Here is a 15,395-nt window from a genome sequence, read left to right as displayed (position 1 = left end):
ATAATCCATCTATAAAATAAATAGTTAGCTACACTCATATAATCGCGGGGATATGGCCTGCAAGTTTCTACCGAAGTACCGTAAATACTTTGACTATGAGTGAGGACGAATATATTTGCTTGTTTAGCATTCTTTTTTGCGAAACTCCAAAAGCGCGTCTCTCACTTGTAACGAGTGGTGGCGGCTTTTGGAGTTTTTTATTGCATAAGAGGGGGAACAAACATGAAAGTATTACAAGAAAAGATTTTGAACGAAGGAAAGGTTTTATCTGGTGACGTATTAAAGGTAGATGCATTTTTAAATCATCAAATTGACCCAGTACTTATGCAAGAGATCGGAAAAGAATTTGCTAAACGTTTTAAAGAAGAGAACATTACAAAAATCGTGACGATTGAATCTTCAGGCATTGCACCAGCAGTTATGGCTGCATTAGAGCTTGGTGTAAAAGTAATCTTTGCAAGAAAACGTAAATCGTTAACGTTACAAGATAATATGTACGTTGCAAACGTATATTCATTTACGAAACAAGAAACGAATGAAATTTCATTATCTCGAAATCATATCGATGAAAATGATCGTGTTTTAATTATCGATGACTTTTTAGCAAATGGTCAGGCTGCTTTAGGTTTAATGAGTTTAGTAGAGCAAGCAGGAGCAAGTATTGCAGGAATTGGTATTGTTATCGAAAAAGCATTTCAAGATGGAGGAAAGAAGCTTCGTGAACAAGGAGTTCGTGTTGAGTCACTAGCAGAAATTGCATCACTTGATAACGGCACAGTTACATTTGTACAGCAAGAAACTGCGGAGGTGAAATAAACGATGAAGCAACATCCATTTAAAATCGCATCGCTTGGTATGCAGCATATGCTTGCGATGTATGCTGGCGCAATTATCGTTCCGCTTATTGTGGGCGGCGGACTTGGTTTAAATCAAAAAGAGTTAACATATTTAGTCTCGATTGATTTATTAATGTGCGGCGTTGCGACGATTTTACAAGCATTATCAAATCGCTTTTTCGGTATTGGACTTCCAGTCGTACTTGGTTGTACATTTACAGCGGTTGGCCCAATGATTGCAATCGGGAAACAATACGGCGTGTCTTCTATTTATGGAGCAATTATTGCTGCCGGGTTATTCGTTGTTATTTTTGCGAAATTATTTGGAAAGCTTGTAAAACTGTTTCCACCTGTTGTAACAGGATCTGTCGTTACCGTAATTGGAGTTACACTTGTTCCAGCAGCAATTAATGATATGGCTGGAGGAGTAGGAAGTAAGGATTTTGGTAGTCTTGAAAATTTAGCGTTAGCATTTGGTGTATTACTATTTATCATCATTATGTATCGTTTCTTTGACGGATTTATTCGTTCAATCTCTATTTTACTTGGTCTATTGTTCGGTACAATTGTCGCAGCATTTATGGGGAAAGTAAGTTTGCAAGCGGTTGGAGAAGCGGATTGGTTCCACGGTATTCAGCCATTTTACTTCGGTACACCAACATTTGAATTAACGCCAATTATTACGATGATTTTAGTTGCTTGTGTAGGGATTGTAGAAGCAACAGGTGTATATTTCGCATTATCTGATATTTGCAATAAAAAGATCGGTGAAAAAGAATTAACAAAGGGCTATCGAGCAGAAGGATTAGCGATGGTGTTAGGTGGTATTTTCAATGCGTTCCCATATACAACATACTCTCAAAACGTAGGACTTGTTCAATTAACTGGAGTAAGAAATCGCGTTATTATTTATACTTGTGGTGGTATGTTAATCGTTCTTGGGTTCATTCCAAAAATCGCAGCTATTACAACTATTATCCCGAAATCAGTACTTGGCGGTGCAATGTTAGCGATGTTTGGTATGGTAATGGCATATGGTATTAAAATGTTAAGTAGTGTTGATTTTGGTAAACAAGAAAACTTATTAATCGTTGCATGTTCTGTTGGAATTGGGCTTGGGGTTACAGTTGTTCCGACATTATTCTCACAACTTCCTGAAAACATTCGTATTTTAACAGATAACGGAATTGTACTTGGAAGTGCGTCAGCAGTACTTTTAAATATCGTATTTAATATGGTGCCGCAGCGTAAAGTGAAAGTAAAAGAAGAGCCAGTGTCGATGCAAAGTGCAGTAAGAGAAGCATAAAAAAGCAAGGTCTCGTTATGAGACCTTGCTTTTCTTTTTAAGTGGCATCATTTTCCCGTACGTACCAAGGCGCCATATATATTCAAGTGGCCCGTATTGATAACGTGACAGCCACCAGCGGCTAATAAAGATTTGTAACGTATAGAAACTAATGCAAAAGAGAGGACCTACCCATAATGGAGCAAGATAATCATTTTTGAACAATAGTCCGAATACAAGTAATGTAACAATTGTATGTGAAATGTAGTTTGTTAATGCCATTCGCCCAACGTACTGGAAGGGGCGTAATAATGTTTGCCATCTTTCTTTTTGTAATAAACGCATGAGCGTGAAAATGTAGAATATGAATAACGTTTTTCCGCTAAACATTGTAAAGACCTGCATGTAGATTGGTTCATAAGATGGTTTTGATAAGAAATAACGGACCATGAAGAACCACATTGGTAATGTTAAAATGAACATAATAATTTGCCATTTTTTAAGCTTCGGATCTAACTCTTTCGCGCGGCGGAAGATATCCTTTTTGCCGGCGTATAAACCAAGTAAAAATAGTCCAACTGTTTCTGGGAACATGAATGCGTTTAGTCCAATTCCATCAGCATAAAATGCATGGAAACGAGTTTGTATTTGTGACACCCAGTCTTCAAGTGGCATGATTGGTAAGGAAAATCCTAATTCTTCCTTTGGAACGAATGCAATAGCGATACCACCGATTAGCATGAAAAACTGAAAAATACTTAATAAAACGATTGCCCATATTAAAATGGTACGAGGTTCTCTCTTGTAAAATAAAAATAAGAAAAATCCAGCGATTGCATAACTATGTAAAATGTCCCCGTCCCATAAAAGAACGTAATGTAAGAAACCAAATAATAATAAAATAAGTAAGCGACGAACAAATAAAGTTTTTGGGCGATCTGCTTTCGCTTCAGCACGAGTCATAAAAATGTAAAAGCCTAGGCCGAATAAAAACGAAAAGATTGTATAAAATTTTGTTTGAATAAACATATCGTAAAATAGACGGATATAGCTATCTAGCCCCTCATAAACTCCTGAAAGATCACGTGAGTCAATCCCAGCGATAATAGGCCAGTTAACAAGAAAAATACCTAGTACAGCTATCCCTCTAATAATATCGATGGAATGTATCCTCTCGCCTTGTGAAATATTTTGTGTCATTATTTTCCTCCTTGTTAAGTAATTCCCTTTTATTATACAAAATGTAAAGAGGAGGGTATATAGGTAATTTCCAATTTTTAAAACTGTTAAGATATGTATTATGAGATATAATAAGAGTGCACAACAAGTTTTAACCTTCTTCAAAACAGGCAGTAAAGCTCCTTTCTATAAGGGGCTTTCTTTATGAAAAGTATTGATAATGATTCTCTTTAATGATAAAATGTATTTAAAAGTGATAATCATTATCAAAAAAAGGTTGGTGCATGAGTATGGTATATGCATTAGTAGCAGGTACAGTCGCTGTATATGCAGTTATTGCAAAGTATGTTTTAAATGGAGTAGGAACAGCAAAATGAGTGATATGACATAAAATCCCTTTCATTTGTAAAAAGAATGAAAGGGATTTTTTATTTTTAATGAGAATATGCTGAAAATTTAGTATGATAGTAAAGTGAAACTGTAATCGATGAGGGGATGTATTTCCTGATGATTATGAGCTCGCAAATGGCGAGAAAAAGTATATACATCTTGGATAAAGGGGAACAAGGGGATGACAAACATAGTACAGACAAACGGTATGAAAAAACTTGTTTGTTTTTATGAAGAGTGGCAAAAACACGGCGATGCAGAGAATAGTGTAAAGTTGTTTGAGGTGATTCAAAAATATAAACAAGAGCAGCTTATGATAGCGTTCTGCGGTCACTTCTCTGCAGGGAAATCAACGATGATGAATCATCTATATAAAGCGCAGTTGTTACCAACAAGTCCAATTCCGACAAGCGCTAACGTTGTCAAAATTGAAAAAGGAATGGATCGTGTTGTTGTAACAGTTAAATCCGGTGAACAGTACGAATATGACGGTGCATATTCAGCTGAAGAATTAAAACAAATTTGTAAAGACGGTGATGAGGTAATTGGTGTTCATATTTATCGGAATGATGCGCCAATTCCTGAGGGTGTTATGTTAGTTGATACACCAGGGATTGATTCAACAGATGATGCCCATCAATTAGCGACAGAATCAACGCTGCATCTAGCAGACGTAATTTTTTATATGATGGATTATAATCACGTCCAATCGGAAGTGAATTTGCAATTTGTTAAAGAATTGAAACAACGTAATAAAACGGTTTATCTAGTTGTAAATCAAATAGATAAACATAAAGAAAATGAATTATCGTTTGAGGATTATAAAGATAGTGTAAAACAATCGTTCTCTAACTGGGATATTGAAGTAGATGGAGTGTATTATACTTCATTACGAATGATGAACCATACACATAATGAAATTGGGAGCTTAGAAACATTAATTACTTCTATTATGAAAGAAAAAGTGCAGTATGTAAGAGATGGAATGGAGCGAGAAACAGAATATTTAATGGGGGAACATTTTTCGTTTATTCTTTCGGAAAATGAAAAAGCTCTTTTGAAATATGAGGAAGAGCTAGCATCGCCGCTTTCTATTTCAGAGATAGTGGAAAAGAAAGAAGAGCTAACGGAAACTAAACAGCGCGAGGCTAGTAAAGAATCTCATGTGAGAAACGAATTTATAAAAGGCTTACAAGCTATATTAGATAACGCGTATTTAATGCCATTTGAAATGAGAGAATTGGCAAATGCGTATTTAGAAACGAAATTAACTAAATTTAAGGTCGGTTTGCTGTTTGCGAAAGGAAAGACGGAGCAAGAAAAACAGAGACGTTTTGATGCTTTTTATTCTGCTTTGCAAAAGACTGTTGAAACGCAACTTGATTTTCATGTGAAAGAATTTATTGTTGCCTTCTTAAAAGAAGAAGGATTGTTCACAGAGGAAATTGGGAAAGACATATATGCTTTAGAAATTGCTTTCGGATCAGAAATGTTAGCTGAAGTCATTAAACAAGGTGCAGGTTTCACAGGTGATTACTTACTTCTTTATACAGCGGATGTAGCGAATGAACTGAAGAAACGTTATTTTACAAAAGCGCAGCAAATTTTTGATAAAAGTGCAGTCGTTTTAAAGCAAAAGGTGAAGGAAGCAGTTGCACGCATTGAAGAAGAGATTGAAAAATATATGATGTTGCAAACGGCAAAAGAAACGCAATTGCAATACAGTAACAATTTAGAGACATATGAAAGTTATTTGCAAAATGTTTGGCACGAGCGTGTTGCTACACCAGAAGGATTGCAAATAGAGGAGATATTGCAAAGTAAAACACAAATTGTTAGTGAGAAATTCACACTACAAGAGCAGGAAAGCGTAAACGATAGCGTAATGGCTTGTGAGGAAGAGATAAAAGGAACAGCAGCTTTAAATATTCAGCGTATATTAGAGAAAGTGAAGAAAGCTGAAACGATATTAGAGCCATTGCCAGCGCTGAAACATGTACAGCAAGAGGTAATAGAAAAAAGGCGTCGTGTGGAAACGAAACAATTTACAGTAGCGTTATTCGGAGCTTTTAGTGCTGGGAAATCATCATTTGCCAATGCATTGCTTGGTGGGAATGTACTTCCTGTATCACCAAATCCGACGACGGCAACGATTAATCAAATTTTGCCGGTTACAGAGGAAAAACCACACGGAACAGTAATGGTCCAATTCAAATCAAAGCAAGCTCTATTAGAAGATATGAAAGCTGTTTATAAGTTGTTTCATTATGAGATTACTACGTTAGATGAAGCGTTAGCACAAATTGATAAAGTTATGAAATATCCTTCACCAACTGGGAAGCAAAAAACAACATTTAGCTTTTTAAGAGCGGTACAAAAAGGGTATGATACGGTTTCTGCTCATTTAGGGGAGCAAGTACAAGTTACATTAGAAGAGTTTTCTGATTATGTAGCGAATGAAGAAAAATCATGTTTTGTTGAGTACATGGAGCTTTATTATGATTGTGCTTTAACAAGGCAAGGAGTAGCGCTTGTAGACACACCTGGAGCGGATTCTATTAACGCCCGCCATACGGACGTTGCGTTCCAGTATATTAAAAACGCAGATGCTATTTTATTTGTAACGTATTATAATCATGTGTTCTCTCGTGCTGACCGTGAATTCTTAATCCAGCTTGGTCGTGTAAAGGATACTTTTGCACTTGATAAAATGTTCTTCTTAATTAATGCGGCCGATTTAGCAGAGTCTGAAGAAGAACTTGAAATGGTAAAAGGTTATATCGCAGACCAGCTACTGCAATACGGTATTAGAAATCCGCGTTTATTTGCAATTTCAAGTTTATGTGCACTTGAAGAGAAGCAAGGAAAGAATATTGAAAAAGAGAAGTACGGTATTTTACAAAACTCTGGGATTGCTAAGTTCGAGGGATCATTTACATCCTTTATGATGAGAGATTTAATGCTCGTATCTGTTCATGCTTTATATGGTACATTGCAAGGAGCAGATCAGCTTTTAGTAAATATGATAAACGGTGCAAAGCAGGGGAATGAAGAGAAAGAGAAGCAAACGAAAAAATATGAAGCAGAGCGTGATCAGCTACTTCATATTATTTCATCATATAGTGTGCTTGCTGAAGAGCAGGCGATGCAAAATGAAGTGAAAGAATTGCTTTATTACGTGCAACAGCGTCTATTCCTACGCTATAACGATGTGTTTACTGAATTTATTAATCCAGCATCGCTGCGAACGGATGGGAATGTGAAAGTGCAGTTGCAACAGTGCGTTATGGAATTAGTGGCATTTATTCAGCATGATTTACTACAAGAAATGCGTGCGACATCATTACGCCTTGAGAAATGGATAGATGAAGCGATGAAGCGTGCAAAGAATGAAATTGTGGTGAACTGTAAAGTAGAAAATGAATCAATTTCTATGAGTGGAACAGTGGATTATGAATATAAAGATATTGCACATAAAGAACCGTTCCCTTCAGTTGAAATAAAAGATTTCAAAAAAGCACTGGCGCATTTTAAAAATGAAAAAAGCTTTTTTGAAAAAAATGATAAAGCTTTCATGCAAGAAGAGGCTAAAGTTGTATTAGAGCCTTTCGTATCAAACTATGTAGCTGATGAAAAAGATTTATTTGTTCATCATTATAAGCAAGAGTGGGATTCGAAATGGAAATTATTCCAAAAATTGATGCAGCAAGATGTGATGAATTATTATGAAAGTGTATTATTTGCATTGGCTGAAACAATTGATGTATCACTATATGAACAAAGTAAAGAACAATTGCAAAAGCAGTTAGTAGAGATTGAAAAAGAAATTTATGTGATATAGTCGTTATGAGAAAAAGATTCGTTCAATTTTCTTTTGCAATACTGTATCTAAAGATTTGACAAACCCAGCAAATTCATCGGTAGAAATCATATGAGTAAGAACGAGGCGTCTGCCGTCTGGTGTTTCACCGCATAAGACGAATGAAGAAAATTCATATGTTTTGTTTTCTACTACTAATTTTGGATAGGAATACGTGTCGCTTTTCTTCTTCTTTCCATCAATAGAGATGACGTTGCATTTTTTCTCATTGTTGTCCATGGTGAATCCCTCCTTTCTATTATTTATGGTAGACAAGGAGGGTTTAGAACAATAGAGAAAGGGGAGTTTTTTATGTGTGTAGTAATAGAGTATATTTCAAAAGAAGTTATACCGAAACCTTTATTATTGCTTGCTGATCCAAGTGAGGGGCAAATTGATGCATATGTACAAAGAGGGTTAACATATGTAGCTAAGCAAGAGGAGAGAGTTGTCGGTGTATATGTTCTTTTGGAAACAAGGCCGAAGACGATGGAAATTATGAATATTGCGGTTGTAGAGCATTTGCAAGGAAAAGGGATTGGAAAGCAGCTATTAAGTCATGCCGTAGAAACTGCCAAAGGATATGGTATGTCAAAACTTGAAGTTGGTACAGGCAATTCTAGTGTTTCACAACTTGCTTTATATCAAAAATGTGGATTTCGTATTTTTTCTATTGATTTTGATTACTTTTCAAAGCATTATGAAGAAGAGATTATTGAAAATGGGATTGTATGTCGTGATATGATTCGGCTTGCAATGGAATTGAATAAGAACGTATAACTTATTTAGGGGGAAGAGAAGATGGAAGTACATAAAGCAATTACAGCACATTCTCGTAAACAAAATGAAAGTGTAAAAGCATGTTTACAATTAGATGCGCAGCGTGAAGCAGCTATTGAAGCAGCCGTATCTCTTGCGTCAAAGGGGAAAGAATTTTCGGTTGATGTCATTAATGTTGTAACAAAGCAAATTAATGATCTTGCAAAAAATGGTGTTACACTGCAGCGTAAATATGTTACAGAAGAAATGGTTATGGAGTATGTAAGTCGTTTGCAAGAGAAAGAAGGTCGTTAAAGATGATAGTTACAGTCGAATGGTTACGTGAGCATATAGAAGATGAGAATGTCCGTATAATCGATTGTCGTTTTGATTTAGCGAATCCTAATTGGGGTAGAGAAAAGTATGAGGAAGAACATATTCTTCATGCATTATATTTTGATTTGAATTTAGATTTATCAAGTCTTGTAACAGAACATGGTGGTCGCCATCCATTGCCGAATATTGAGGAGTTTGCAGACAAGCTTTCACAAGCTGGTATTGATGAACATACGACAGTAATTGCATATGACAGTCAAGCGGGTGCAAATGCTTCTCGTCTCTGGTGGTTATTAAACTATGTAGGACATGAGAAAGTATATATATTAGATGGTGGATTTCCAGCTTGGAAAGAGAATGGACTACCGATAACAACGGAAATTCCTGTTGCTATACGAAAAATATTCAAAGCAAATGTACAAGATCATATGCTTGTAACGATGGAAACGGTGAGAGAGAATATTTATGCAGGTGCAGATGTTACGTTAATTGATTCTAGAGAGCCAAAACGTTATGCTGGTGTAGAGGAACTAGTTGATCCAAAAGCAGGACATATTCCGACAGCAGTAAACTATTTTTGGAAGGATGGAATTGTACAATCAGGGCAATTTAAGAATGAAGCTGGGCAACAAGAACGATTCCGAAATCTTTCGAAAGATAAGGAAACAATTGTATATTGTGGTTCTGGTGTTACAGCATGTCCAAATATCCTTGCATTGAAATTAGCTGGATTCCAAAATGTTAAATTGTATGCAGGTAGCTGGAGTGATTGGATTTCTTATCCAGAAAATCAAATTGCAAAAGAAGAAGATTAATCACTTGCATGCAAAAATAATTTGTATTAAAATAAGGTCACAAGCAAGAAATTGCTCGAAAAACTTTGTATTTTACACATTGGAAACAATGTGATAATATAACGACAAGTAAATAATACATCCTGCGGTGTACGTAACTTATTTATGTCTAAAACCGATGTTAGTTATACGGAAGCTCAATATTTAGCGACCATCATCAAGCCTTCCTTGTGGAGGAAGATGTACGGTAACTGTGAGGGCATCCACCTGCGAGTAGCGGGTTTTTGGACATTTACGAGGAGCGGCACGTGCGGGGGTCTTATTTCAACTAACATTATATAAAATTCCTACGGTGTACGTAGCTTATGCATGTCTTAAACCAATAAGTTTAATATGGAAGTTCAATATTTAAATGTAGCTAACATGCCATCTTTTTAAGAAGGAAGTTACAAACATTTGTGAGAGCATCCACCTGTGAGAGCAGGTTTATGGACATCTAGAGAGAACGGCATATGTGGGGCTATATAAAAACCTTACGTTTTATACGTAAGGTTTTTTTGTTGCATACATATATCTATTTTATCTGGATTCACCTGTGAAGTTTCCATAATAAATATAGCACTTTCTATCTTCATCAATCTCTCTTGAATCTAAAGCGAACTCCATATGCATGCCGTCGCGCTGAATATATATAAGGTCTGAATGAAGAGATGGCAAAATTTCTTCATAGTTCCATACATCTTTCCGATCTATTATGCTTGAACTCGTTTCACTTAGTTCTCTAACCTCAAAACCGATGTGAGAGTATGTAGGATCTGAAGGGTCATTTGCAAACTCTTCTTTTTGAATATATATAACTGCTGTTCCGTCTGGATCTACTGAAGTAGCAGTAACAACATATGTCTTGTTATCCTTTATAAAATATTCACACGTCATGCGTGCGATGATTTCAGAATTAGAAATATTTGCGTAGTTCCATAAAGCAGGATACCTTTTCGTTTCATCATTAAGTCGATATTCTAAGCGCATTTTATCCCTCTTCTTCCTTTTTCTTCTACTTTATCATGCTATCTTATATAATAGGAATAGAATTTAAAAAGGGGAGTGCGAAGGTGACAAAAACGAAATGGCTAGTAGGTGGTGTCGTAACGTCTTTAATGACTGGCACCTTATTTGGCTGCGCACAAGATCTTCCCCCAAAACCGAATGATAATAGTTGTTCAGATTGGGATTGGGATGATGAACTTGGGGTATGGCAGTGTGATGATAGTAGGTCAGGTTATCGTGGGCATTATTTTTATGGTGGGAGTTACTATCAAAATAAATCCACTTTTAAAAATTCATCGGCGTTTAAATCTTATCAATCGTCTGCGGAATTTAAAGGTGGAATTGGAAGCGGTTCAAAGGGAGGATTTGGGGGCTAACATATGTCGCAATACATAAGGGATCGAAAAGAGTTTTATTCGAAATATCCGAATTTTTGGTCGGATTTATATGAATGTGAGTATAGTTTGTTTCATATTTTCTCTATAACAAATCAGACTATGAAACAATTGCAATTAGCAACTGAACGAATGGGGAAAATATTTTTTAAGACTGCTAAACTTTTGCGGAATTTAAGTGACGAACAGCTTCTTGAACTTGGGTATCCTCCTGCAAGCTTATCTTTCATTAGAATGAAAGGATTATATCCTGAATCTGTTATTTCACGATTTGATTTCGTTTTAACAAGTGATAACCAAATTAAAATGCTTGAGTTTAATAGTGATACACCAACTTTTATTATGGAATGCTTTCAAATGAATGGAAAAATTTGTGGGAAACTAGGCTATGATGATCCAAACTTGGGTCAAGAACGATTACTATCTTCTGGTGTTACAAAGGCCGTAATGGAAGCGACAAAGGGAATAGATAACCCAAATGTTGTTTTTACAGCACATCATGAACATATTGAGGATTGGAATACGACTATGTATTTGAGTCAGTTATGCCATGTTGAAAATAAAGTAGTGCCAATGTCAGAACTTAGAATTACAAAAGATGCTTTAGTGGATAGGGATGGAGTACAGATTGATATTTTATATCGCCAAACATATCCGATAGAAGATTTAATTGAGGATCAAGATCCTGAAACAGGAGACTTCGTAGGTGTGGAACTGTTGCAACTTGTAAAAGCCGGAAAGCTTTTTATAATAAATCCTTTGTCAGCATTTTTGCTTCAGCCAAAATCAATTCAGTGTCTTATTTGGGGGTTAGCAGAAGAAAAGGCCTTTTATACAAATGAGGAACAACAGTGGATTAAAGAATATATGTTACCTACATATTTAGAACCAGATTTATTTTTAGGAAAAGGCTCTTTCGTTCAAAAACCTTCATTTGGTAGAGAAGGAGACACAATTACCGTTCGCGATAAGGACGAAAATATTATGATTCAAAATGCACACCAAACGTATAAAGCGTCACTGCCGATATTTCAAAAGTATACAGAACTTCCAGTCGTATCTTTGGAAACAGAGAAAGGGATGGAGAAACTGTCGTATGTGTTTGGTTCGTTTTTAATTGCTGGAAAAGCGAGTAGTATCGGTATTCGCGCTGGGGAAAAAATTACAGGGAATGAATCGTACTATTTACCGGTAGGTATAAAAAAGGAGGAAAGTATATGATTAATTTTTTATTATATTTAGCAGTAACACTGGGCCTTTTATGCATTGGTCTGTTCCTCATGGAAGTGACAACGAAAGTAAAAGAATTTAAGTTAATGGCCCAAGGAAATAAGGCGGTAAGCTATGTACTTGGAGGACGATTACTTGGGTTAGCTATTGTTTTATATTCGACAGCAGCTAATTCCATTTCACTTCTTGATATGGTTTCATGGGGAGCCGTTGGGATTTTGGCTCAAATTATCGTCTTTTATTTAGCTGAGTGGCTTACACCACGCTTTAATATAAACAAAAGTCTTGAAGAAGATAATCAAGCAGTCGGTCTTTTTCTTATGTTTTTATCGCTTTCCATTGGGATTGTAATTGCTGGTTGTATAACTTATTAAAACCTTTACGTTTAGACGTAAAGGTTTTTATTTTATATATGTTAGTTCGCCATACTTTTCGAAAAAATTGTAGGCTACTGTTGACATCTATTTTAAATAAGAGTAACATTTTCTATGTAATAAAAATAAGTCTCTGTTAGGTGAGGCTCCTGTATAGAGAAATGCTACTGCCCAAAAATGTCGAGAGACGCCAATGGGTCAACAGGAATGATCGAATTAAGGTTTTTCTTAACGTAGCTGGTAATGTACCTATGCTATACAGTGCTAAAACTCGGCGAGGGAGAGGTCCGTAGATTTCTAATTGTTTAGGAATCGTTTATTTGTGTATGCCATGACCTTTACTCTTTTCGGAGTAAGGGTCTTTTTGTTACAAATCTATGAGTAACTTCATAGTATAAACTATAAAATTAAACGAGGAGGTGAGGAGCATGTCAAATTCTGACTCGGTTCCGTTACCCATATACTTCAAATCAAAAATATATGATGTAGGCAGGAAACGACTTGTTCCTCCCTCTATATTTATCATAATGTAGCGTTTATATGCATGTTCAAGCGCTAAACACTGTTACGGTAAAGTGGATAAATTGAGAAACAAAGCGTTTCTTCCTATGTTGTACAGGAGGAGACGATAATATGTTATATGCAAACAAAACTGTGGGTAACACGTCATATAAATTAAGTAAAAAATCAATGAAAGAACAAACAATGCTTCAAAAAAATAAAGATTTATTAATTGAAATCGCAACGAGAGATGTAAAATCTGTATTTGCGTATTTTAAAACAACAAGAGACGGATTATCTATGAAAGAGGCACAAAAACGCATTCAAGTATACGGCCGAAACGAATTAATTTCAAAAAGAGCGCGTATTGCGGAAGTAATGATGAAGCTAAGTGGAATGATTCCAGGTTTTTCAAAACAACATGTGCGTGATGGATTACAATGTGAGAAAATTACTGTGTCTCGAGTAGAATGTTCTAGTGTAACAGGTTTAAACGGTGAATTAAAAATGATGAATGTGCCAGTACAAGAGCTTGTTCCTGGGGATATGATTTTTCTTTCAGAAGGTGATACAGTACCAGCAGATGTACGTATCATTTATGCGAATGATTTATTAGTAAATGAATCCGTGCTAACAGGAAAAGATGCAAGTATTGAGAAATTTGAAAGTTGCTATCACCTTGAGCGTAAACGATTTATTCCTTTAAAACGAATGAAAGACTATAATCCACTTGAACTTGAAAACGTATGTTTCAAAGGGACTCATATTGTTGGCGGAAATGCAAAGGCTGTAGTTGTTTCGACTGGGAAAAATACGTATACAGGAATTCTTCATACTTGTTGTAGTAGAACGTCTTAATGTGTAAATGATGCTAAATATACAAAAACAATGTATAATAGACAAAGTTGAAAAAACGTAGAATGGTAATCTATTTATATAACCTTACGTGATGACGTGGGGTTATTATTTTTTTGGTAGGAGAGGGATTATGAAAAAAGTATTATTAGTTGATGGTATGGCACTATTATTTCGTGCTTTTTACGCAACAAGTGTCTACGGACAATTTATGAAACGACAAGATGGTACCCCTACAAATGGGATTCATGGTTATATGAAACATTTATTAACAGCTATGCAAGCAATTGAACCGACACATATCGTAACATGCTGGGATATGGGTAGTACGACATTTAGAACAGAATCGTTCTCGAATTATAAAGCGAATCGTGTAGCGCCGCCTGAAGAATTAATTCCGCAATTTGATTTAGTTCAAGAAATGACTGCGAAATTGTCTATTCCAGTTATCGGTATGAAAGGGTATGAAGCGGATGATTGTATCGGCACGCTTGCAAAACAATACTGTAATGAAGCGGAAGTGTATATTTTAACAGGTGATACGGATTTACTCCAGCTTGTTGATAAGAACGTTACAGTAATGCTCTTGCGCAAAGGAATCGGAAATTACGAATATTACACACCAGAGAAAATCATGGAAGAAAAAGGCGTAGAGCCGTGGCAAATCGTGCATGCGAAAGCATTCATGGGAGATACGAGCGATAATTACCCAGGTGTAAAAGGTATCGGGGAAAAAACAGCGTATAAATTGATTCAAGAGCACGGAACAGTAGCAACTGTACTAGAAAATGTAGCATCATTAACGAAAGCGCAGCGCACAAAGATTGAAAGTGATTTAGAGAACTTAAATATTTCATTACAATTGGCACAAATTCATTGTGAAGTTCCAATTTCATGTTTACTAGAAGAAGGATTACACACAATGGATGAAGAAAAACTTAGATTCGTTTGTGAAGAAATGAATTGGGGAAGACCTGAAATATTAATCAATATGCTATAAATAGTTTTGAAAGAGGGGTGTTATATAAGTCAAACTTTGACTTATATAACACCCCTCTTTTTGTTTTTACGAACAGTATCGTAGTAAATAACATTATATCGAACTCAATTTTAAATATATAAATGTTTCGACAAAATATATTGATAGAAGTTGATGACAATAGCAACTTTGATAATGAAATGAAGCAATTTCAAAATGGTTTTAGGATGATCACATTTTTGTATGTTCACAAAGTTGTCAGAAAATAAATGAAATTTTCATATGAAGTTCAAATGGAATTCACAACAATCAATTATTATAAGAGCACACAGATAATTCCTTATCTTTTATATAAACCATCCCCCAAGGAGGACAATGAAAATGAGAAAAAAAGTGAGAAAATCTTTTAAACAATTATTAATTGAAAATAAACAATCACTATTAAATAATAAAGAAAATATGAAAGAAATTGAAGAGAGAATTGAGAAACGACATGTAGCATATAGTGGTGCTAGCAATTGATAATTTTGCTTATGAAAAAAGCTTGTAGTTTGGATACTATCCAAACTACAAGCT

15 protein-coding genes, 2 other RNA genes and 2 riboswitches are annotated in these 15,395 nt (G+C 35.5%); of the genes, 14 read left to right on the top strand and 3 right to left on the bottom strand.

Features of this window, described 5'->3' with window-relative positions:
- Window positions 1-14: 14 nt before the first annotated feature.
- Window positions 15-116, top strand: a riboswitch (purine riboswitch).
- Between the two features lie 106 nt (window positions 117-222).
- Window positions 223-816 (top strand): xanthine phosphoribosyltransferase, encoded by a 594-nt coding sequence (locus tag QEP67_RS20000; protein WP_000866483.1) that lies wholly within the window; start codon window positions 223-225, stop codon window positions 814-816.
- 3 nt (window positions 817-819) lie between these two features.
- Entirely contained in the window at window positions 820-2,142 is a 1,323-nt protein-coding gene (pbuX, locus tag QEP67_RS19995) for a xanthine permease PbuX (RefSeq protein ID WP_000809222.1), read from the top strand.
- 15 nt (window positions 2,143-2,157) lie between these two features.
- Here the strand turns inward: pbuX and QEP67_RS19990 are convergent, their stop codons facing one another.
- Complete coding sequence (locus QEP67_RS19990; RefSeq protein WP_000193078.1) at window positions 2,158-3,321, bottom strand: DUF418 domain-containing protein; 1,164 nt, start codon at window positions 3,319-3,321, stop codon at window positions 2,158-2,160.
- 550 nt (window positions 3,322-3,871) lie between these two features.
- Here QEP67_RS19990 and QEP67_RS19985 point away from each other — a divergent pair.
- The gene (locus QEP67_RS19985; protein WP_064459946.1) at window positions 3,872-7,531 is read left to right on the top strand and encodes a dynamin family protein; all 3,660 of its coding nucleotides are present in this window, start codon (window positions 3,872-3,874) and stop codon (window positions 7,529-7,531) included.
- Between the two features lie 3 nt (window positions 7,532-7,534).
- On the opposite strand, the gene QEP67_RS19980 is transcribed toward QEP67_RS19985, so the two are convergent.
- Window positions 7,535-7,789, bottom strand: a complete 255-nt coding sequence (locus tag QEP67_RS19980; RefSeq protein ID WP_000369740.1) for a DUF3931 domain-containing protein — start codon at window positions 7,787-7,789, stop codon at window positions 7,535-7,537.
- A 72-nt stretch (window positions 7,790-7,861) separates the two neighbouring features.
- Here QEP67_RS19980 and QEP67_RS19975 point away from each other — a divergent pair, with 72 nt between their 5' ends.
- The 5 genes from QEP67_RS19975 (at window position 7,862) to ssrS (QEP67_RS19955) (ending at window position 9,963) form a co-directional block, all read left to right on the top strand.
- Entirely contained in the window at window positions 7,862-8,329 is a 468-nt protein-coding gene (locus QEP67_RS19975) for a GNAT family N-acetyltransferase (protein WP_000338048.1), read from the top strand.
- Window positions 8,330-8,350: 21 nt separating this feature from the next.
- Window positions 8,351-8,623 (top strand): YpbS family protein, encoded by a 273-nt coding sequence (locus QEP67_RS19970; protein WP_000451808.1) that lies wholly within the window; start codon window positions 8,351-8,353, stop codon window positions 8,621-8,623.
- 2 nt (window positions 8,624-8,625) lie between these two features.
- Window positions 8,626-9,459 carry a sulfurtransferase gene (locus tag QEP67_RS19965; RefSeq protein WP_064459945.1) on the top strand — a complete coding sequence of 278 codons (834 nt, stop codon included), beginning with the start codon at window positions 8,626-8,628 and terminating at the stop codon, window positions 9,457-9,459.
- A 116-nt stretch (window positions 9,460-9,575) separates the two neighbouring features.
- Window positions 9,576-9,758: non-coding RNA, 6S RNA (gene ssrS, locus QEP67_RS19960), on the top strand.
- Window positions 9,759-9,779: 21 nt separating this feature from the next.
- Window positions 9,780-9,963: non-coding RNA, 6S RNA (gene ssrS, locus QEP67_RS19955), on the top strand.
- 54 nt (window positions 9,964-10,017) lie between these two features.
- Here ssrS (QEP67_RS19955) and QEP67_RS19950 read toward each other — a convergent pair.
- Window positions 10,018-10,467, bottom strand: coding sequence for a hypothetical protein (locus tag QEP67_RS19950; RefSeq protein WP_001235541.1), 450 nt, complete (start codon window positions 10,465-10,467; stop codon window positions 10,018-10,020).
- 83 nt (window positions 10,468-10,550) lie between these two features.
- Here QEP67_RS19950 and QEP67_RS19945 point away from each other — a divergent pair, with 83 nt between their 5' ends.
- The 6 genes from QEP67_RS19945 (at window position 10,551) to QEP67_RS19920 (ending at window position 15,341) form a co-directional block, all read left to right on the top strand.
- Window positions 10,551-10,862 carry a hypothetical protein gene (locus QEP67_RS19945; protein WP_000169026.1) on the top strand — a complete coding sequence of 104 codons (312 nt, stop codon included), beginning with the start codon at window positions 10,551-10,553 and terminating at the stop codon, window positions 10,860-10,862.
- 3 nt (window positions 10,863-10,865) lie between these two features.
- A complete protein-coding gene (locus QEP67_RS19940; RefSeq protein ID WP_064056755.1) occupies window positions 10,866-12,101 on the top strand; it encodes a glutathionylspermidine synthase family protein in 1,236 nt (411 codons plus the stop codon).
- Window positions 12,098-12,484: a DUF350 domain-containing protein gene (locus tag QEP67_RS19935; protein ID WP_000606860.1), complete on the top strand. Its 387-nt coding sequence runs from the start codon at window positions 12,098-12,100 to the stop codon at window positions 12,482-12,484. Before QEP67_RS19940 ends, QEP67_RS19935 begins: the two co-directional genes overlap by 4 nt.
- A gap of 125 nt (window positions 12,485-12,609) precedes the next feature.
- Window positions 12,610-12,773, top strand: a riboswitch (M-box (ykoK) riboswitch).
- Window positions 12,774-13,117: 344 nt separating this feature from the next.
- Window positions 13,118-13,843 (top strand): cation-transporting P-type ATPase, encoded by a 726-nt coding sequence (locus QEP67_RS19930; protein WP_000964966.1) that lies wholly within the window; start codon window positions 13,118-13,120, stop codon window positions 13,841-13,843.
- A gap of 130 nt (window positions 13,844-13,973) precedes the next feature.
- Complete coding sequence (locus QEP67_RS19925) at window positions 13,974-14,840, top strand: 5'-3' exonuclease H3TH domain-containing protein (protein ID WP_000757060.1); 867 nt, start codon at window positions 13,974-13,976, stop codon at window positions 14,838-14,840.
- Between the two features lie 360 nt (window positions 14,841-15,200).
- Window positions 15,201-15,341: an FbpB family small basic protein gene (locus QEP67_RS19920; protein WP_001228048.1), complete on the top strand. Its 141-nt coding sequence runs from the start codon at window positions 15,201-15,203 to the stop codon at window positions 15,339-15,341.
- Window positions 15,342-15,395: the final 54 nt, after the last annotated feature.

The sequence above is a fragment of the Bacillus cereus group sp. MS39 genome (assembly GCF_040448665.1).
Classification (GTDB): Bacteria; Bacillota; Bacilli; order Bacillales; family Bacillaceae_G; genus Bacillus_A; species Bacillus_A wiedmannii.
This window is presented reverse-complemented; position numbering and strand designations above follow the sequence as displayed.